Origin of the sequence: Pseudomonas sp. MPFS, from assembly GCF_022537035.1 — a bacterium.
GTDB lineage: Bacteria > Pseudomonadota > Gammaproteobacteria > Pseudomonadales > Pseudomonadaceae > Aquipseudomonas > Aquipseudomonas sessilinigenes.
The window spans coordinates 6314219-6329381 of the sequence record NZ_CP066123.1 but is presented as its reverse complement, the minus strand read 5'-3'; the positions used below and the strand labels follow the sequence as shown (position 1 = coordinate 6329381).

At 54.7% G+C, this 15163-nt stretch carries 29 protein-coding genes; all 29 read left to right on the top strand.

The genetic code is table 11. From position 1 onward, the window contains the following. Window positions 1-11 precede the first annotated feature (11 nt). The 29 genes from tuf to rplQ all read left to right on the top strand — a co-directional run bounded on the left by tuf (window position 12) and on the right by rplQ (window position 15041). On the top strand, window positions 12-1205 hold the full coding sequence (gene tuf / locus I9018_RS29120; protein WP_011063776.1) for an elongation factor Tu: 1194 nt from the start codon (window positions 12-14) through the stop codon (window positions 1203-1205). A 140-nt stretch (window positions 1206-1345) separates the two neighbouring features. Next, the gene (rpsJ, locus tag I9018_RS29115) at window positions 1346-1657 is read left to right on the top strand and encodes a 30S ribosomal protein S10 (protein ID WP_003186070.1); all 312 of its coding nucleotides are present in this window, start codon (window positions 1346-1348) and stop codon (window positions 1655-1657) included. An 80-nt stretch (window positions 1658-1737) separates the two neighbouring features. After that, complete coding sequence (gene rplC / locus I9018_RS29110; RefSeq protein WP_007924205.1) at window positions 1738-2373, top strand: 50S ribosomal protein L3; 636 nt, start codon at window positions 1738-1740, stop codon at window positions 2371-2373. 12 nt (window positions 2374-2385) lie between these two features. Further along, window positions 2386-2988, top strand: coding sequence for a 50S ribosomal protein L4 (rplD, locus tag I9018_RS29105; protein ID WP_068577550.1), 603 nt, complete (start codon window positions 2386-2388; stop codon window positions 2986-2988). Then, on the top strand, window positions 2985-3284 hold the full coding sequence (gene rplW, locus I9018_RS29100; RefSeq protein ID WP_002555488.1) for a 50S ribosomal protein L23: 300 nt from the start codon (window positions 2985-2987) through the stop codon (window positions 3282-3284). Before rplD ends, rplW begins: the two co-directional genes overlap by 4 nt. Before the next feature lie 14 nt (window positions 3285-3298). Further along, on the top strand, window positions 3299-4123 hold the full coding sequence (gene rplB, locus I9018_RS29095) for a 50S ribosomal protein L2 (RefSeq protein ID WP_058436290.1): 825 nt from the start codon (window positions 3299-3301) through the stop codon (window positions 4121-4123). A gap of 16 nt (window positions 4124-4139) precedes the next feature. Continuing rightward, window positions 4140-4415: a 30S ribosomal protein S19 gene (gene rpsS, locus I9018_RS29090; protein WP_002555486.1), complete on the top strand. Its 276-nt coding sequence runs from the start codon at window positions 4140-4142 to the stop codon at window positions 4413-4415. A 13-nt stretch (window positions 4416-4428) separates the two neighbouring features. Further along, window positions 4429-4761, top strand: coding sequence for a 50S ribosomal protein L22 (rplV, locus tag I9018_RS29085; protein ID WP_003304070.1), 333 nt, complete (start codon window positions 4429-4431; stop codon window positions 4759-4761). Window positions 4762-4774: 13 nt separating this feature from the next. Beyond that, window positions 4775-5461: a 30S ribosomal protein S3 gene (gene rpsC, locus I9018_RS29080; protein ID WP_007924192.1), complete on the top strand. Its 687-nt coding sequence runs from the start codon at window positions 4775-4777 to the stop codon at window positions 5459-5461. A 12-nt stretch (window positions 5462-5473) separates the two neighbouring features. Beyond that, window positions 5474-5887 (top strand): 50S ribosomal protein L16, encoded by a 414-nt coding sequence (gene rplP, locus I9018_RS29075; protein WP_003228729.1) that lies wholly within the window; start codon window positions 5474-5476, stop codon window positions 5885-5887. Beyond that, a complete protein-coding gene (rpmC, locus tag I9018_RS29070) occupies window positions 5887-6078 on the top strand; it encodes a 50S ribosomal protein L29 (protein WP_002555481.1) in 192 nt (63 codons plus the stop codon). Before rplP ends, rpmC begins: the two co-directional genes overlap by 1 nt. 2 nt (window positions 6079-6080) lie before the next feature. Beyond that, window positions 6081-6347: a 30S ribosomal protein S17 gene (gene rpsQ, locus I9018_RS29065; RefSeq protein ID WP_003194644.1), complete on the top strand. Its 267-nt coding sequence runs from the start codon at window positions 6081-6083 to the stop codon at window positions 6345-6347. A 23-nt stretch (window positions 6348-6370) separates the two neighbouring features. Further along, window positions 6371-6739, top strand: a complete 369-nt coding sequence (gene rplN / locus I9018_RS29060; RefSeq protein WP_002555479.1) for a 50S ribosomal protein L14 — start codon at window positions 6371-6373, stop codon at window positions 6737-6739. 11 nt (window positions 6740-6750) lie between these two features. Next, the gene (rplX, locus tag I9018_RS29055; RefSeq protein ID WP_010443924.1) at window positions 6751-7065 is read left to right on the top strand and encodes a 50S ribosomal protein L24; all 315 of its coding nucleotides are present in this window, start codon (window positions 6751-6753) and stop codon (window positions 7063-7065) included. Between the two features lie 20 nt (window positions 7066-7085). Continuing rightward, complete coding sequence (gene rplE / locus I9018_RS29050) at window positions 7086-7625, top strand: 50S ribosomal protein L5 (RefSeq protein ID WP_022641376.1); 540 nt, start codon at window positions 7086-7088, stop codon at window positions 7623-7625. Between the two features lie 13 nt (window positions 7626-7638). Continuing rightward, window positions 7639-7944 (top strand): 30S ribosomal protein S14, encoded by a 306-nt coding sequence (gene rpsN / locus I9018_RS29045; protein WP_022641375.1) that lies wholly within the window; start codon window positions 7639-7641, stop codon window positions 7942-7944. A gap of 207 nt (window positions 7945-8151) precedes the next feature. Beyond that, the gene (gene rpsH, locus I9018_RS29040; RefSeq protein WP_011063773.1) at window positions 8152-8544 is read left to right on the top strand and encodes a 30S ribosomal protein S8; all 393 of its coding nucleotides are present in this window, start codon (window positions 8152-8154) and stop codon (window positions 8542-8544) included. A gap of 12 nt (window positions 8545-8556) precedes the next feature. Continuing rightward, complete coding sequence (gene rplF, locus I9018_RS29035) at window positions 8557-9090, top strand: 50S ribosomal protein L6 (protein WP_068577548.1); 534 nt, start codon at window positions 8557-8559, stop codon at window positions 9088-9090. Window positions 9091-9100: 10 nt separating this feature from the next. Next, complete coding sequence (gene rplR / locus I9018_RS29030) at window positions 9101-9451, top strand: 50S ribosomal protein L18 (RefSeq protein ID WP_022641372.1); 351 nt, start codon at window positions 9101-9103, stop codon at window positions 9449-9451. A 3-nt stretch (window positions 9452-9454) separates the two neighbouring features. Continuing rightward, window positions 9455-9955 carry a 30S ribosomal protein S5 gene (gene rpsE / locus I9018_RS29025; protein ID WP_022641371.1) on the top strand — a complete coding sequence of 167 codons (501 nt, stop codon included), beginning with the start codon at window positions 9455-9457 and terminating at the stop codon, window positions 9953-9955. 2 nt (window positions 9956-9957) lie between these two features. Continuing rightward, window positions 9958-10134: a 50S ribosomal protein L30 gene (rpmD, locus tag I9018_RS29020; protein WP_003176408.1), complete on the top strand. Its 177-nt coding sequence runs from the start codon at window positions 9958-9960 to the stop codon at window positions 10132-10134. Between the two features lie 3 nt (window positions 10135-10137). Continuing rightward, window positions 10138-10572 carry a 50S ribosomal protein L15 gene (gene rplO, locus I9018_RS29015; RefSeq protein WP_007924183.1) on the top strand — a complete coding sequence of 145 codons (435 nt, stop codon included), beginning with the start codon at window positions 10138-10140 and terminating at the stop codon, window positions 10570-10572. Then, window positions 10573-11901 (top strand): preprotein translocase subunit SecY, encoded by a 1329-nt coding sequence (gene secY / locus I9018_RS29010; protein ID WP_068577545.1) that lies wholly within the window; start codon window positions 10573-10575, stop codon window positions 11899-11901. It begins immediately after the preceding gene. Window positions 11902-11925: 24 nt separating this feature from the next. Further along, on the top strand, window positions 11926-12042 hold the full coding sequence (gene rpmJ / locus I9018_RS29005; RefSeq protein WP_002555468.1) for a 50S ribosomal protein L36: 117 nt from the start codon (window positions 11926-11928) through the stop codon (window positions 12040-12042). Between the two features lie 130 nt (window positions 12043-12172). Further along, the gene (rpsM, locus tag I9018_RS29000) at window positions 12173-12529 is read left to right on the top strand and encodes a 30S ribosomal protein S13 (protein ID WP_022641369.1); all 357 of its coding nucleotides are present in this window, start codon (window positions 12173-12175) and stop codon (window positions 12527-12529) included. 30 nt (window positions 12530-12559) lie between these two features. Further along, window positions 12560-12949, top strand: a complete 390-nt coding sequence (rpsK, locus tag I9018_RS28995) for a 30S ribosomal protein S11 (protein ID WP_007924177.1) — start codon at window positions 12560-12562, stop codon at window positions 12947-12949. 18 nt (window positions 12950-12967) lie between these two features. Next, on the top strand, window positions 12968-13588 hold the full coding sequence (gene rpsD, locus I9018_RS28990; RefSeq protein ID WP_011063772.1) for a 30S ribosomal protein S4: 621 nt from the start codon (window positions 12968-12970) through the stop codon (window positions 13586-13588). Window positions 13589-13610: 22 nt separating this feature from the next. Next, window positions 13611-14612 carry a DNA-directed RNA polymerase subunit alpha gene (rpoA, locus tag I9018_RS28985; RefSeq protein WP_007970428.1) on the top strand — a complete coding sequence of 334 codons (1002 nt, stop codon included), beginning with the start codon at window positions 13611-13613 and terminating at the stop codon, window positions 14610-14612. Between the two features lie 42 nt (window positions 14613-14654). Then, complete coding sequence (gene rplQ / locus I9018_RS28980; protein ID WP_007955635.1) at window positions 14655-15041, top strand: 50S ribosomal protein L17; 387 nt, start codon at window positions 14655-14657, stop codon at window positions 15039-15041. Window positions 15042-15163: the final 122 nt, after the last annotated feature.

Below are 15163 nucleotides of genomic sequence, written 5' to 3'. Positions count from 1 at the left end.
AGTTAATTGTCGTGGCTAAAGAAAAATTTGAACGTAACAAACCGCACGTCAACGTTGGCACCATCGGTCACGTTGACCACGGTAAAACCACTCTGACCGCTGCTCTGACTCGCGTTTGCTCCGAAGTTTTCGGTTCGGCTCGTGTTGACTTCGACAAGATCGACAGCGCCCCAGAAGAAAAGGCTCGTGGTATCACCATCAACACTGCACACGTAGAGTACGATTCGAACATTCGTCACTACGCGCACGTTGACTGCCCAGGTCACGCCGACTACGTAAAAAACATGATCACTGGTGCTGCCCAGATGGACGGCGCGATCCTGGTTTGCTCGGCTGCCGATGGTCCGATGCCACAAACTCGTGAGCACATCCTGCTGTCCCGTCAGGTAGGCGTTCCGTACATCGTTGTCTTCCTGAACAAGGCTGACATGGTTGACGACGCTGAGCTGCTGGAACTGGTTGAGATGGAAGTGCGCGACCTGCTGAGCACTTACGACTTCCCAGGTGACGACACTCCGATCATCATCGGTTCGGCTCTGATGGCTCTGAACGGCCAAGACGACAACGAAATGGGTACCACCGCTGTTAAGCGTCTGGTAGAAACTCTGGATACCTACATCCCAGAGCCAGAGCGTGCTATCGACAAGCCGTTCCTGATGCCAATCGAAGACGTGTTCTCGATCTCCGGTCGTGGCACCGTGGTAACTGGCCGTGTTGAGCGTGGTATCGTTCGCATCCAGGAAGAAGTTGAGATCGTTGGTCTGCGCGATACTCAGAAAACTACCTGCACCGGCGTTGAGATGTTCCGTAAGCTGCTGGACGAAGGTCGTGCTGGTGAGAACTGCGGCGTTCTGCTGCGTGGCACCAAGCGTGACGACGTTGAGCGTGGCCAGGTTCTGGTTAAGCCAGGTACCGTTAAGCCGCACACCAAGTTCACCGCTGAAGTTTACGTTCTGAGCAAAGAAGAAGGCGGCCGTCATACTCCGTTCTTCAAAGGCTACCGTCCACAGTTCTACTTCCGTACTACTGACGTGACCGGTAACTGCGAACTGCCAGAAGGCGTTGAAATGGTAATGCCAGGTGACAACATCCAGATGACTGTCACTCTGATCAAAACCATCGCGATGGAAGATGGTCTGCGTTTCGCTATCCGTGAAGGCGGTCGTACCGTCGGCGCTGGCGTCGTAGCCAAAGTCATCGAGTAATCGACGACTCATAAAGAAGCCCCCGCTTGCGGGGGCTTTTTTATTGGGTTGACACTCTGTGGGGCCGTCTATAGAATTGCGCCTCCTTTTAACGGGCGTATTGCGCCCGGTGGGAATAGCAGCCTGGAGTCTGAAATCCAATGCAAAATCAGCAAATCCGTATCAGGTTGAAGGCTTTTGACCATCGCCTGATCGACCAATCCACCCAGGAAATCGTGGAAACCGCGAAACGTACTGGTGCTCAAGTGCGTGGTCCAATTCCACTGCCTACTCGTAAAGAGCGGTTCACCGTTCTGGTTTCTCCGCACGTCAACAAAGACGCGCGCGACCAGTACGAGATCCGTACTCATAAGCGTGTACTGGACATCGTCCAGCCAACGGATAAAACCGTTGATGCTCTTATGAAGCTTGATCTTGCGGCAGGTGTGGAAGTGCAGATCAGCCTCGGCTAAGACTCGGTCTTAGTCGTGTAACGCTCTGAAATGGGCGGCCATAGCGGGTGAAAGCCCCGTACACTCATGAGGTTTACAACATGACTATTGGTGTAGTCGGTCGTAAATGCGGTATGACCCGTATTTTCACCGAAGAAGGTGTCTCCATTCCGGTCACGGTCATTGAGATCGAGCCGAATCGCGTCACCCAGTTCAAAACTGAAGAAACCGATGGCTATCGTGCAGTGCAAGTCACTGTAGGTGAGCGTCGTGCTTCGCGCGTGACTGCTGCTCAAGCAGGTCACTTCGCTAAAGCGAACGTTGCTGCCGGTCGTGGCGTTTGGGAATTCCGTCTTGAAGAAGGCGAGTACCAAGCTGGCGATCTGATCAATGCAGAAATCTTCGCTGCTGGCCAACTGGTAGATGTTACCGGTCAGTCGAAGGGTAAAGGCTTCGCCGGTACCATCAAGCGTTGGAATTTCCGCGGTCAAGATAACACCCACGGTAACTCCGTTTCCCACCGCGTCCCGGGTTCTATTGGCCAGTGCCAGACTCCTGGTCGTGTATTCAAGGGCAAGAAAATGTCCGGTCATATGGGCGCTGAGCGCGTGACCGTACAGTCCCTGGAAGTAGTGCGCGTCGACGCTGAACGCAATCTGTTGTTGGTCAAGGGTGCCGTTCCTGGCGCTACTGGCGGCAATCTGGTTGTGCGTCCGGCTGCCAAGGCTCGCGGTTAAGGGGAAGCTGACATGCAATTAAATGTAAATGACGCTCAAGCGATCGAAGTTTCCGAACTGACATTTGGCGGCGAATTCAACGAGACGCTGGTTCACCAAGCAGTCGTGGCCTACATGGCCGGCGGCCGTCAGGGTAGCAAGCAGCAAAAGACCCGTTCCGACGTTTCCGGTGGCGGCAAGCGCCCATGGCGTCAGAAAGGTACTGGCCGTGCTCGTGCCGGTACTATCCGTAGCCCAATCTGGCGTGGCGGCGGTACCACTTTCGCAGCTCGTCCACAGGATCACTCCCAGAAGCTGAACAAGAAGATGTATCGCGCAGCAATGCGTTCCATCCTTGCTGAGCTGGTGCGTACTGATCGTCTGGTCGTGGTTCAGGATTTCGCTGTTGAAACTCCAAAAACCAAAGATCTGCTGGGCAAACTGAACGGCATGAGTCTGACCGACGTTCTGATCGTGTCTGACGCTGTTGATCAGAACCTGTACCTGGCTGCTCGCAACCTGCCGCACGTTGATGTTCGTGATGTGCAAGGTTCCGATCCAGTTAGTCTGATCGCATACGACAAAGTGTTGATCACTGTGTCGGCCGTGAAGAAATTCGAGGAGCTGCTGGGATGAACCAGGAACGCGTATTTAAAGTTCTGCTTGGCCCGCACGTTTCCGAGAAGGCTACGGTTCTGGCAGACAAGAAAGGCCAGTTCGTTTTCAAGGTTGCTACCGATGCAACCAAGCTGGAAATCAAGAAGGCCGTCGAAAGCCTGTTCAGCGTGAAAGTGGAACGCGTTACTACCCTGAATGTTCTGGGTAAGAGCAAGCGTACCGCTCGCGGTCTGGGCAAGCGTAATGACTGGAAGAAGGCAGTTATCTCCCTTCAGCCAGGCCAAGATCTCGATTTCAGCAGCAGTGCTGAGTAAGGAAGGGGCGCATCATGGCAATCGTTAAATGCAAACCGACTTCCCCTGGCCGCCGTTTTGTGGTCAAGGTGGTCAACCAGGAGCTGCATAAAGGCGCTCCTCACGCACCGCTGATCGAGAAAAAATCGAAGTCTGGTGGTCGTAACAACAATGGCCGTATCACTACTCGTCACGTTGGTGGTGGTCATAAGCAGCATTACCGTCTGGTCGACTTCCGTCGCAACGATAAGGATGGCATCGCTGCCACCGTCGAGCGTATCGAATACGATCCAAACCGTACTGCTCACATCGCCCTGCTGTGCTATGCAGATGGCGAGCGTCGCTACATCATCGCCCCTAAAGGCGTGAGCGCTGGCGACCAGCTGATCGCAGGTGCTCTGGCACCGATCAAGCCGGGCAACGCTCTGCAGCTGCGTAACATTCCAGTTGGTAGCACCGTACACGGCATCGAGCTGAAGCCGGGTAAAGGCGCGCAAATCGCTCGTTCCGCTGGTGCTTCGGCTCAGCTGGTCGCTCGCGAGGGTGTCTATGTGACCCTGCGTCTGCGCTCTGGTGAAATGCGTAAAGTGCTGGCTGAGTGCCGCGCGACCCTGGGCGAAGTCTCGAACTCCGAGCACAGCCTGCGTTCGCTGGGTAAAGCTGGTGCCAAACGCTGGCGTGGCGTTCGCCCAACCGTTCGTGGTGTTGCCATGAACCCGGTTGACCACCCACATGGTGGTGGTGAAGGTCGTACCTCCGGTGGTCGTCATCCGGTATCGCCATGGGGCTTCCCGACTAAGGGCGCGAAGACTCGTGGTAATAAGCGTACCGACAAAATGATCGTCCGTCGTCGCAAGTAAATAGAGGGATACGACAGTGCCACGTTCTCTGAAAAAAGGTCCTTTTATTGATCTTCACCTACTGAAGAAGATCGAAGTGGCGGCGGAAAAGAACGATCGCAAACCAGTTAAGACCTGGTCGCGCCGTTCCATGATCCTGCCACAAATGGTCGGTCTGACCATTGCTGTGCATAACGGTCGTCAGCATGTTCCAGTTCTCGTGAACGAAGACATGGTCGGCCACAAACTGGGCGAGTTCGCCGGTACCCGTACATATCGCGGGCACGTGGCTGACAAGAAAGCCAAGCGTTAAGGGGTAAGGAACGATGGAAGTAGCCGCTAAGTTGTCGGGCGCTCGAATCTCCGCCCAGAAAGCCCGCTTGGTCGCCGACCAGATCCGCGGGAAGAAGGTGGGCGATGCGCTCAACCTGCTGGCTTTCAGCAGTAAGAAAGCCGCCGAGATCATGAAGAAAGTGCTGGAGTCGGCCGTAGCCAACGCCGAGCATAACGAAGGCGCAGACGTTGATGACCTGAAGGTCTCCACCGTTTTCGTCAACGAAGGGCGTTCGCTGAAGCGCATCATGCCACGTGCCAAAGGCCGTGCTGATCGCATCGTCAAGCGGTCTTGCCATATCACTGTCAAGGTTGCTGACAAGTAACGGAGTCGAAGAGATGGGTCAGAAAGTACATCCCATTGGCATTCGCCTGGGAATCGTCAAGGAGCACACCTCCGTCTGGTACGCAGACGGTCGGACTTATGCGGACTATTTGCTCGCAGATCTGAATGTGCGTGAGTATCTCCAAGACAAACTAAAAAGCGCGTCCGTAAGCCGTATCGATATTCATCGTCCGGCTCAAACTGCACGCATCACCATCCACACCGCTCGTCCCGGCATCGTGATCGGCAAGAAAGGTGAAGATGTTGAAAAACTGCGTCAGGACCTGACCAAGCAAATGGGTGTGCCTGTGCACATCAATATCGAAGAGATCCGCAAGCCGGAGCTCGACGGTATGCTGGTTGCCCAGAGCGTAGCTCAGCAGCTGGAGCGTCGTGTAATGTTCCGTCGCGCTATGAAGCGCGCCGTACAGAACGCCATGCGCATTGGTGCCAAAGGCATCAAAATCCAAGTGAGCGGTCGTCTCGGCGGTGCTGAAATCGCACGTACTGAATGGTATCGCGAAGGTCGTGTGCCACTGCACACCCTGCGTGCCGATATCGACTATGCCACCTACGAAGCTCACACCACCTACGGTGTGATCGGTGTGAAGGTTTGGATCTTCAAAGGCGAAGTAATTGGTGGTCGCCAAGAAGAGCTGAAGCCACAAGCACCAGCGCCTCGTAAAAAAGCTGCTAAGTAAGGGGTACGCCAAATGTTGCAACCAAAGCGTACGAAGTTCCGCAAGCAAATGACCGGCCACAACCGTGGTCTGGCGCTGCGCGGTAGCAAAGTCAGCTTCGGCGAGTTCGCGCTGAAGTCTGTTGCTCGTGGTCGTCTCACCGCTCGTCAGATCGAGTCGGCACGTCGTGCCCTGACCCGTCACGTAAAGCGTGGCGGTAAGATCTGGATCCGTGTATTCCCGGACAAGCCTATTTCCAAGAAGCCACTCGAAGTTCGGATGGGTAAAGGTAAGGGTAACGTCGAATACTGGGTTGCCCAGATTCAGCCAGGCAAAGTCCTGTATGAAATCGAGGGTGTTTCTGAAGAGCTGGCGCGTGAGGCTTTCGCCCTGGCTGCTGCAAAGCTGCCGCTCGCCACCTCCTTTGTTAAGCGGACGGTGATGTGATGAAAGCGAATGAACTTCGTGAAAAATCCGCACAGCAGCTGAACGAGCAACTGCTCGGCCTGCTGCGCGACCAGTTCAATCTGCGTATGCAGAAAGCAACTGGCCAGTTGGGGCAGTCTCATCTGCTCTCGCAAGTTAAGCGTGACATCGCTCGCGTGAAGACTGTGCTCAACCAGCAGGCAGGTAAGTAATCATGGCTGAAGCCGAAAAAACTGTCCGTACGCTGACTGGCCGTGTTGTCAGCGACAAGATGGACAAGACCATCACCGTTCTGATCGAGCGTCGCGTTAAGCACCCTATCTACGGTAAATACGTTAAGCGTTCGACTAAGCTGCACGCGCACGACGAAACCAACCAGTGCCACATCGGCGACAAGGTCACTATTCGTGAAACTCGTCCGATGGCCAAGACCAAGTCCTGGGCCCTGGTTGATGTTCTCGAACGCGCTGTGGAAGTCTAAGGGCTAGGGGTCGGAGAAATTATATGATTCAGACTCAATCCATGCTCGATGTGGCCGATAACAGCGGCGCTCGCCGCGTTATGTGCATCAAGGTGCTGGGTGGCTCCCATCGTCGTTACGCTGGTATCGGTGACATCATCAAGGTTACCGTCAAGGAAGCAATTCCTCGCGGTAAGGTGAAAAAAGGCCAAGTGATGACTGCTGTCGTAGTCCGCACTCGTCACGGCGTTCGCCGTGCAGATGGCTCGATCATCCGCTTTGATGGCAACGCTGCTGTTCTGCTGAACAACAAGCAAGAACCGATCGGCACCCGTATCTTTGGGCCAGTGACCCGTGAACTTCGTACTGAGAAGTTCATGAAGATCGTCTCGCTCGCCCCAGAAGTGCTGTAAGGAGATCCGACATGCAAAAGATTCGTCGTGACGACGAGATCATCGTGATCGCCGGCAAAGACAAAGGTAAGCGCGGTAAAGTGCTTAAGGTTCTGGCTGACGACCGTCTGGTCGTTGGTGGCCTGAACCTGGTCAAGCGCCATACCAAGCCTAACCCGATGTCGGGCGTACAGGGCGGTATCGTCGAGAAAGAAGCGCCACTGCACGCTTCCAACGTCGCTATTTTCAACAGCGAAACCAACAAGGCTGACCGCGTTGGTTTCAAAGTAGAAGATGGCAAAAAAATTCGTGTCTTCAAGTCGACCCAAAAAGCGGTTGATGCTTGAACACTGCTAGGTAGAAGACCATGGCACGACTACAAGAGATTTACCGGAAGGAAATCGCTCCGAAACTTAAGGAAGAACTTAAGCTTTCGAACGTGATGGAAGTTCCGCGCGTTACCAAGATCACCTTGAACATGGGTCTGGGCGAAGCGATCGGCGACAAAAAAGTCATCGAACACGCTGTTGCTGACCTGGAAAAGATCACCGGCCAGAAAGTCGTTGTGACTCACGCTCGTAAATCCATCGCTGGCTTTAAAGTCCGCGAAGGCTGGCCGATCGGTGTCAAAGTGACCCTGCGTCGTGAGCGTATGTACGAGTTCCTGGATCGTCTGCTGTCGATCTCCCTGCCTCGGGTTCGCGACTTCCGCGGCCTGAATGCCAAGTCCTTCGACGGTCGTGGCAACTACAGCATGGGCGTGAAAGAGCAGATCATTTTCCCGGAAATCGATTACGACAAGATCGATGCTCTCCGCGGTCTGGACATTACCCTGACCACCACTGCCAAGAACGATGACGAAGGCCGCGCTCTGCTGCGTGCTTTCAAATTCCCGTTCCGCAACTGATTGGAGTAGGAAAATGGCCAAGAAGAGCATGAAGAACCGTGAGCTGAAGCGTCAGCTCACCGTTGCCAAGTACGCCGCCAAGCGTGCAGCGCTGAAAGCTATCATCGTGGATCTGAACGCAAGTCCAGAAGCCCGTTGGGAAGCTACTGTCGCTCTGCAGAAGCAGCCACGTGACGCTAGCGCATCGCGCATGCGTAACCGCTGCCGCCTGACCGGTCGTCCGCACGGCGTTTACCGCAAGTTCGGCCTGGGCCGTAACAAGCTGCGTGAAGCTGCCATGCGTGGTGACGTACCAGGTCTGGTCAAAGCCAGCTGGTAATGACATCAAAGCTGCCGTGGTCGGGGTCGAGAGAACCCGATCGCCGGTGGTCTTGAGTGTGAATCAAGCCCCTTATGGGGCTTGATTCATTTCTGGGGTGTGTCTAGAATGACCGGCTCGCCTGAGCCCGTGTTTTTTTGCCCGGGATTTCTCGGCGATAGTTGTAGCCGCAAGGCTAATTCTTTTTGTATCAGGAGCATCTAGCCCATGAGTATGCAGGACCCGTTAGCGGACATGCTAACTCGAATCCGTAATGCCCAGATGGCTGAAAAGTCCGTCGTAAGCATGCCGTCTTCCACGCTGAAGGTGGCTGTAGCAAAAGTCCTGAAGGACGAAGGTTACATCGCGGGTTATCAGATCAGCAGCGAAATCAAACCTCTGCTGTCCATCGAGCTGAAGTACTTCGAAGGCCGTCCGGTCATCGAGGAAGTGAAGCGCGTTAGCCGTCCAGGCCTGCGTCAGTACAAGTCCGTTGAAGAGCTGCCGAAAGTACGTGGCGGCCTTGGCGTGTCTATCGTCTCCACCAACAAAGGTGTGATGACTGATCGTGCTGCGCGCGCTGCCGGTGTCGGCGGCGAAGTTCTTTGCACTGTGTTCTAAGGGGGGATAAGCATGTCTCGCGTCGCTAAGAACCCCGTTAAGCTGCCAGCTGGCGTCGAAGTAAAATTCGCCGGCCAACAGCTTTCGGTGAAGGGTGCCAAGGGTACTCTCGAACTGAACGTACACGCCTCCGTTGAAATTGTTCAGGAAGCTGGTGAGCTGCGTTTCGCTGCTCGCAACGGCGACCAACAAACTCGCGCAATGGCCGGTACTACCCGTGCACTGGTAAACAACATGGTCCAAGGCGTAAGCCAAGGCTTCGAGCGTAAGCTCCAGCTGGTCGGTGTTGGTTACAAGGCACAAGCAAAAGGCACAGTGCTGAACCTGGCCCTCGGCTTCTCGCATCCAGTGGATTACGAACTGCCGGCAGGCATTACCGCTGAGACTCCTAGCCAGACCGATATCCTGATCAAGGGCATCGATAAGCAGCTGGTAGGTCAAGTGGCCGCTGAGATCCGCGACTTCCGTCCACCAGAGCCTTACAAAGGTAAAGGTGTGCGCTACGCGGACGAAGTCGTCCGTCGTAAAGAAGCCAAGAAGAAGTAGGGCATAGCAAATGACCGACAAAAAAGTTACTCGACTGCGTCGCGCTCGCAAAGCACGCCTGAAAATGCACGAACTCGAAGTCGTGCGTCTCTGCGTGTTCCGCTCTTCGCAGCACATCTACGCCCAGGTCATTTCGGCCGACGGCAACAAAGTCCTGGCAAGTGCCTCGACTTTGGATAAAGAACTGCGTGATGGTGCCACCGGCAACATCGACGCGGCCACTAAGGTTGGCCAGCTGGTCGCTACGCGTGCAAAAGCCGCTGGCGTCTCGCAGGTGGCTTTCGACCGCTCTGGCTTCAAGTACCACGGCCGCGTCAAGGCGCTGGCTGAGGCTGCTCGTGAAGCTGGGCTGGAGTTCTAAGTTATGTCCAATAACGACCAAAAGCGCGACGAAGGCTACATCGAGAAGCTGGTTCAAGTTAACCGCGTAGCCAAAACCGTTAAAGGCGGCCGTATCTTCACTTTCACCGCGTTGACCGTGGTTGGTGATGGTAAGGGCCGTGTTGGCTTCGGCCGTGGCAAGTCGCGTGAAGTGCCTGCTGCGATCCAGAAGGCAATGGAAGCTGCTCGTCGCAACATGATCCAGGTTGATCTGGATGGCACTACTCTGCAGTACGCAATGAAGTCCGCCCATGGCGCTTCGAAGGTGTACATGCAGCCTGCTTCTGAAGGTACCGGTATCATCGCTGGCGGCGCTATGCGTGCTGTTCTCGAAGTTGCTGGCGTTCAGAACGTTCTGGCCAAGTGCTACGGCTCGACTAACCCAGTAAACGTGGTTCACGCCACTTTCAAGGGTTTGAAAGCAATGCAGTCCCCTGAATCCATTGCCGCCAAGCGTGGCAAAAGCGTCCAGGAGATCATCTGATCATGGCTACCGTTAAAGTAACGCTGATCAAAAGCATGACCGGCCGTATCCCTAACCACAAGCTGTGCGTTAAGGGTCTGGGCCTGCGTCGCATCGGTCACACTGTAGAAGTCCAGGATACTCCCGAGAACCGCGGGATGATCAACAAGGCTTACTACATGCTGCGTGTCGAGGGTTAATCGATGAAACTCAATGATCTGAGTCCAGCGCCGGGTTCCCGTCGCGAAAAGCATCGTCCGGGCCGTGGTATCGGTAGTGGTTTGGGTAAGACTGGTGGCCGTGGTCACAAAGGTCAAACTTCCCGCTCCGGTGGCACCATTGCTCCAGGCTTTGAAGGCGGTCAACAGCCGCTGCATCGTCGCCTGCCGAAGTTCGGTTTCGTTTCCCTGAAAGCCATGGATCGCGCAGAAGTGCGTCTGTCCGAGCTGGCTAAAGTGGAAGGCGACATCGTTACCGTGCAGTCCCTGAAAGATGCCAACGTGATTAACCAGAACGTTCAGCGTGTGAAAATCATGCTGTCCGGCGAAGTTACTCGCGCTGTGACCATCAAGGGTATCGCAGCCACCAAAGGTGCGCGTGCGGCTATCGAAGCAGCTGGCGGCAAGTTCGAGGAATAAATGGCTAAGCAAGGTGCTCTCTCTGCGCTCGGCAAAGGCGGTATGTCTGAACTCTGGGCTCGTCTGCGTTTTCTGTTCATGGCGATTATCGTCTATCGGATTGGCGCACACATCCCGGTTCCAGGTATCAACCCTGATCGACTCGCAGACCTGTTTCGACAGAGTGAGGGGACCATTCTTAGCTTGTTCAACATGTTTTCCGGCGGTGCGCTGGAGCGCATGAGTATTTTTGCATTGGGGATCATGCCGTACATTTCGGCATCGATCATCATGCAGCTCATGACCGCTGTCAGCCCACAGCTGGAGCAGTTGAAGAAGGAAGGTGAATCTGGCCGTCGTAAGATTAGCCAGTACACCCGCTACGGCACTGTCGTCCTAGCTTTGGTTCAGGCCATCGGCATGTCCGTTGGTCTGGCAGGGCAGGGCGTTGCGTTCACTGGTGACTTTGGCTTCCATTTCGTCGCGGTATCCACTTTTGTGGCTGGTGCGATGTTCATGATGTGGCTGGGTGAGCAGATTACTGAGCGTGGTGTTGGCAACGGTATCTCGATGTTGATTTTCGCAGGTATCGTCGCCGGTCTTCCGAGAGCGATCGGGCAGTCTTTCGAGTCTGCACGTCAGGGTGATATCAATATCTTTGCCCTGGTTGCGATCGGTTTGCTGGCAGTAGCGATTATCGGTTTTGTGGTGTTCATTGAGCGTGGCCAGCGTCGTATTGCTGTTCACTACGCCAAGCGTCAGCAGGGCCGTAAGGTGTTTGCTGCGCAGACCAGCCACTTGCCGCTGAAAGTGAATATGGCCGGTGTTATTCCTGCTATTTTCGCGAGCAGCATTTTGCTGTTTCCGGCTTCGTTGGGTGCCTGGTTCGGTCAGTCTGAAGGTATGGGCTGGTTGCAGGACATCTCGCAGTCGATCGCTCCTGGTCAGCCGTTGAATATTCTGCTGTTTAGTGCAGGGATTATTTTCTTCTGCTTCTTCTATACGGCGTTGATGTTCAATCCGAAAGACGTAGCGGAAAACCTGAAGAAGTCCGGTGCCTTTATTCCGGGTATCCGTCCAGGTGAGCAGTCGGCGCGCTACATTGATGGCGTTCTGACCCGCTTGACCATGTTCGGTGCTCTATATATGACGGCCGTCTGCCTGTTGCCACAGTTCCTGGTGGTTGCTGCAAACGTTCCGTTCTACCTTGGCGGGACCTCGTTGCTGATCGTGGTCGTGGTTGTTATGGACTTCATGTCGCAAGTACAATCGCACCTCGTTTCCCACCAGTACGAATCCCTGATGAAGAAAGCCAACCTGAAGGGTTACGGCAGCGGCATGCTGCGTTAATCCATAAGGTTCGAGGAGTTGGTGATGAAAGTTCGTGCATCGGTGAAAAAGCTGTGCCGTAACTGCAAGATTATTCGCCGCGAAGGTGTTGTTCGAGTAATTTGCAGCGCGGAACCACGTCACAAGCAGCGCCAAGGCTGAGTGTGATTGTGCTTCAAGCCCGGCAGCTAGTGCGCTGCCGGGTTGATTATTTGTTATTACAGCGATATTATCTCGCGCCCTATTTCTTGGCTTCCGGGGCGTAGGTAGCTGTCAATTGGAGTCCCACTGAATGGCCCGTATTGCAGGCGTTAACATTCCAGATAACAAGCATACTGTTATCTCGCTGACCTACATCTATGGTGTTGGTCGCACTACTGCACACAAAATCTGTGCAGTGACTGGGGTAAACCCAGCTGCGAAGATCAAGGATCTGAGCGACGAGCAAATTGAACAGCTGCGTGGCGAAGTGGCGAAGTTCACCACTGAAGGTGATCTGCGTCGCGAAAACAACATGAAAATCAAGCGCTTGATGGATCTGGGCTGCTACCGCGGTCTGCGCCATCGTCGTGGTCTGCCAGTACGCGGTCAGCGTACCAAGACCAACGCGCGTACTCGCAAAGGTCCGCGTAAGCCGATCCGCAAGTAATCGCACCAGCGAATCGACAGGAATTTAGTCATGGCAAAACCTGCTGCTCGTCCTCGTAAGAAAATCAAAAAGACAGTGGTTGATGGCATCGCCCATATCCACGCGTCTTTCAACAACACCATCGTGACCATCACCGACCGTCAAGGTAACGCTCTTTCCTGGGCAACCTCCGGTGGTTCGGGTTTCCGCGGTTCTCGTAAGTCCACCCCGTTTGCTGCTCAAGTAGCTGCTGAGCGTGCTGGCCAAGCTGCGCTGGAATATGGCCTGAAGAACCTCGACGTTAACGTCAAGGGTCCAGGTCCAGGTCGTGAATCCGCAGTCCGCGCTTTGAACGGCTGTGGCTACAAGATCGCCAGCATCACCGACGTGACGCCAATCCCGCACAACGGGTGCCGTCCGCCGAAGAAGCGCCGCGTGTAATCCAGGAGATTGTAAAGAATGGCTCGTTACATTGGTCCAAAATGCAAACTGGCTCGTCGCGAAGGCACCGATCTCTTCCTGAAGAGCGGCGTGCGCGCTATCGAATCCAAGTGCAACATCGAAGCAGCTCCTGGCATCCACGGCCAGCGTCGTGGTCGTCAATCCGACTACGGTACCCAGCTGCGTGAAAAGCAAAAAGTTCGTCGTATCTACGGCGTTCTGGAGCGTCAATTCAGCGGCTACTACAAGCAAGCAGCTGGCAAGAAAGGCGCAACCGGCGAAAACCTGTTGCAACTGCTTGAATGCCGTCTGGACAACGTTGTGTACCGCATGGGCTTCGGTTCTACTCGTGCCGAATCCCGTCAGCTGGTATCGCACAAGTCGATCAGCGTAAACGGTCAGACCGTTAACGTTCCGTCCTACCAGGTTCGTGCTGGTGACGTGGTTGCTGTTCGCGAGAAAGCAAAAAACCAACTTCGCATTGTCCAAGCTCTCGATCTGTGTGCCCAACGTGGCCGCGTAGAATGGGTAGAAGTAGACACTGAGAAGAAGTCGGGCGTTTTCAAGAACGTTCCAGCTCGCAGTGATCTGTCCGCCGACATCAACGAAAGCCTGATTGTCGAGCTCTACTCCAAGTAAGGGCTAGAAAATAGGTGCATCCATGCAGATTTCGGTAAATGAGTTCCTGACACCCCGCCATATTGATGTGCAGGTTGTCAGTCCAACCCGCGCCAAGATCACCCTCGAGCCTCTCGAGCGTGGTTTTGGCCACACCCTGGGCAACGCGCTGCGCCGCATCCTGTTGTCCTCAATGCCCGGCTGTGCAGTAGTCGAGGCCGAGATTGACGGTGTGCTCCACGAGTACAGCGCCATCGAAGGTGTACAGGAAGACGTAATTGAAATCCTGTTGAACCTTAAAGGTCTGGCTATCAAGCTGCACGGCCGTGACGAAGTTACGCTGACCTTGTCGAAGAAGGGTTCGGGGGTGGTTACCGCTGCCGATATTCAGCTGGATCATGATGTCGAGATCGTTAACCCCGATCACGTAATCGCTAACCTGGCGTCTAACGGCGCTCTGAACATGAAGCTCGTAGTAGCTCGTGGTCGTGGTTATGAGCCGGCCGACTCGCGTCAAAGCGATGAAGACGAAAGCCGCAGCATTGGTCGCTTGCAGCTTGACTCTTCGTTCAGCCCGGTTCGCCGTATCGCCTACGTGGTGGAAAACGCCCGTGTCGAGCAGCGTACCAACCTGGACAAGCTGGTTATTGATCTGGAAACCAACGGTACCCTGGATCCTGAAGAGGCTATCCGTCGTGCTGCAACCATCCTGCAACAGCAGTTGGCTGCGTTCGTCGACCTCAAAGGTGACAGTGAGCCAGTGGTAGTCGAGCAGGAAGACGAGATCGATCCGATCCTTCTTCGCCCGGTTGACGATCTGGAACTGACTGTACGTTCGGCTAACTGCCTTAAGGCGGAAAACATTTACTACATCGGCGACCTGATTCAGCGTACCGAAGTAGAACTGTTGAAGACTCCGAACCTGGGCAAGAAATCCCTGACTGAAATCAAGGATGTTCTGGCCTCCCGCGGTCTGTCCCTCGGCATGCGCCTCGATAACTGGCCGCCTGCAAGTCTTAAGAAGGACGACAAGGCGACTGCCTGATCGTCGTAATCACCGAACGTTGTGTTTGGTAAGGAATGAACCATGCGTCATCGTAAAAGTGGGCGTCACCTGAGCCGCACCAGCTCGCACCGCAAGGCCATGTTCCAGAACATGGCGGTGTCGCTGTTCGAGCACGAGCTGATCAAAACTACTCTGCCAAAAGCCAAAGAACTGCGCCGCGTTGCCGAGCCGCTGATCACTCTGGCCAAGACAGACAGCGTTGCTAACCGTCGTCTGGCTTTCGACCGTACTCGTTCGAAAGCTATCGTTGGCAAGCTCTTCAACGACCTGGGCAAGCGTTACGCTACCCGTGAGGGTGGCTACCTGCGCATCCTCAAGTGCGGTTTCCGCGCTGGTGACAACGCTCCTATGGCGTACGTTGAACTGGTTGATCGTGCTGTCGGCGGCGAAGCTGTATCCGCTGAGTAAGACGTCAGTCTGAAACAAAGAACCGGGCCTAGTGCCCGGTTTTTTGTTTCTATATCCATTGCAAATTTCTATTGAGTTTCGAAATGTAATGCATTGGATGTTGTAATGTTGATGGTCAATAC

What these genes read in the sequence shown, in the direction of transcription:
- rpsD (WP_011063772.1), top strand. Translation starts at nt 12,968, where the DNA reads ATGGCTCGTTACATTGGTCCAAAATGCAAACTGGCTCGTCGCGAAGGC.
- rpsQ (WP_003194644.1), top strand. Translation starts at nt 6,081, where the DNA reads ATGGCTGAAGCCGAAAAAACTGTCCGTACGCTGACTGGCCGTGTTGTC.
- rpsM (WP_022641369.1), top strand. Translation starts at nt 12,173, where the DNA reads ATGGCCCGTATTGCAGGCGTTAACATTCCAGATAACAAGCATACTGTT.
- rpsN (WP_022641375.1), top strand. Translation starts at nt 7,639, where the DNA reads ATGGCCAAGAAGAGCATGAAGAACCGTGAGCTGAAGCGTCAGCTCACC.
- rpmJ (WP_002555468.1), top strand. Translation starts at nt 11,926, where the DNA reads ATGAAAGTTCGTGCATCGGTGAAAAAGCTGTGCCGTAACTGCAAGATT.
- rplP (WP_003228729.1), top strand. Translation starts at nt 5,474, where the DNA reads ATGTTGCAACCAAAGCGTACGAAGTTCCGCAAGCAAATGACCGGCCAC.
- rplX (WP_010443924.1), top strand. Translation starts at nt 6,751, where the DNA reads ATGCAAAAGATTCGTCGTGACGACGAGATCATCGTGATCGCCGGCAAA.
- rplE (WP_022641376.1), top strand. Translation starts at nt 7,086, where the DNA reads ATGGCACGACTACAAGAGATTTACCGGAAGGAAATCGCTCCGAAACTT.
- rplV (WP_003304070.1), top strand. Translation starts at nt 4,429, where the DNA reads ATGGAAGTAGCCGCTAAGTTGTCGGGCGCTCGAATCTCCGCCCAGAAA.
- rpmC (WP_002555481.1), top strand. Translation starts at nt 5,887, where the DNA reads ATGAAAGCGAATGAACTTCGTGAAAAATCCGCACAGCAGCTGAACGAG.
- rplN (WP_002555479.1), top strand. Translation starts at nt 6,371, where the DNA reads ATGATTCAGACTCAATCCATGCTCGATGTGGCCGATAACAGCGGCGCT.
- rplW (WP_002555488.1), top strand. Translation starts at nt 2,985, where the DNA reads ATGAACCAGGAACGCGTATTTAAAGTTCTGCTTGGCCCGCACGTTTCC.
- rpoA (WP_007970428.1), top strand. Translation starts at nt 13,611, where the DNA reads ATGCAGATTTCGGTAAATGAGTTCCTGACACCCCGCCATATTGATGTG.
- rpsC (WP_007924192.1), top strand. Translation starts at nt 4,775, where the DNA reads ATGGGTCAGAAAGTACATCCCATTGGCATTCGCCTGGGAATCGTCAAG.
- rplB (WP_058436290.1), top strand. Translation starts at nt 3,299, where the DNA reads ATGGCAATCGTTAAATGCAAACCGACTTCCCCTGGCCGCCGTTTTGTG.
- rpsH (WP_011063773.1), top strand. Translation starts at nt 8,152, where the DNA reads ATGAGTATGCAGGACCCGTTAGCGGACATGCTAACTCGAATCCGTAAT.
- rplF (WP_068577548.1), top strand. Translation starts at nt 8,557, where the DNA reads ATGTCTCGCGTCGCTAAGAACCCCGTTAAGCTGCCAGCTGGCGTCGAA.
- rpmD (WP_003176408.1), top strand. Translation starts at nt 9,958, where the DNA reads ATGGCTACCGTTAAAGTAACGCTGATCAAAAGCATGACCGGCCGTATC.
- rplQ (WP_007955635.1), top strand. Translation starts at nt 14,655, where the DNA reads ATGCGTCATCGTAAAAGTGGGCGTCACCTGAGCCGCACCAGCTCGCAC.
- rplD (WP_068577550.1), top strand. Translation starts at nt 2,386, where the DNA reads ATGCAATTAAATGTAAATGACGCTCAAGCGATCGAAGTTTCCGAACTG.
- rplR (WP_022641372.1), top strand. Translation starts at nt 9,101, where the DNA reads ATGACCGACAAAAAAGTTACTCGACTGCGTCGCGCTCGCAAAGCACGC.
- rplC (WP_007924205.1), top strand. Translation starts at nt 1,738, where the DNA reads ATGACTATTGGTGTAGTCGGTCGTAAATGCGGTATGACCCGTATTTTC.
- rpsJ (WP_003186070.1), top strand. Translation starts at nt 1,346, where the DNA reads ATGCAAAATCAGCAAATCCGTATCAGGTTGAAGGCTTTTGACCATCGC.
- secY (WP_068577545.1), top strand. Translation starts at nt 10,573, where the DNA reads ATGGCTAAGCAAGGTGCTCTCTCTGCGCTCGGCAAAGGCGGTATGTCT.
- rplO (WP_007924183.1), top strand. Translation starts at nt 10,138, where the DNA reads ATGAAACTCAATGATCTGAGTCCAGCGCCGGGTTCCCGTCGCGAAAAG.
- rpsE (WP_022641371.1), top strand. Translation starts at nt 9,455, where the DNA reads ATGTCCAATAACGACCAAAAGCGCGACGAAGGCTACATCGAGAAGCTG.
- rpsK (WP_007924177.1), top strand. Translation starts at nt 12,560, where the DNA reads ATGGCAAAACCTGCTGCTCGTCCTCGTAAGAAAATCAAAAAGACAGTG.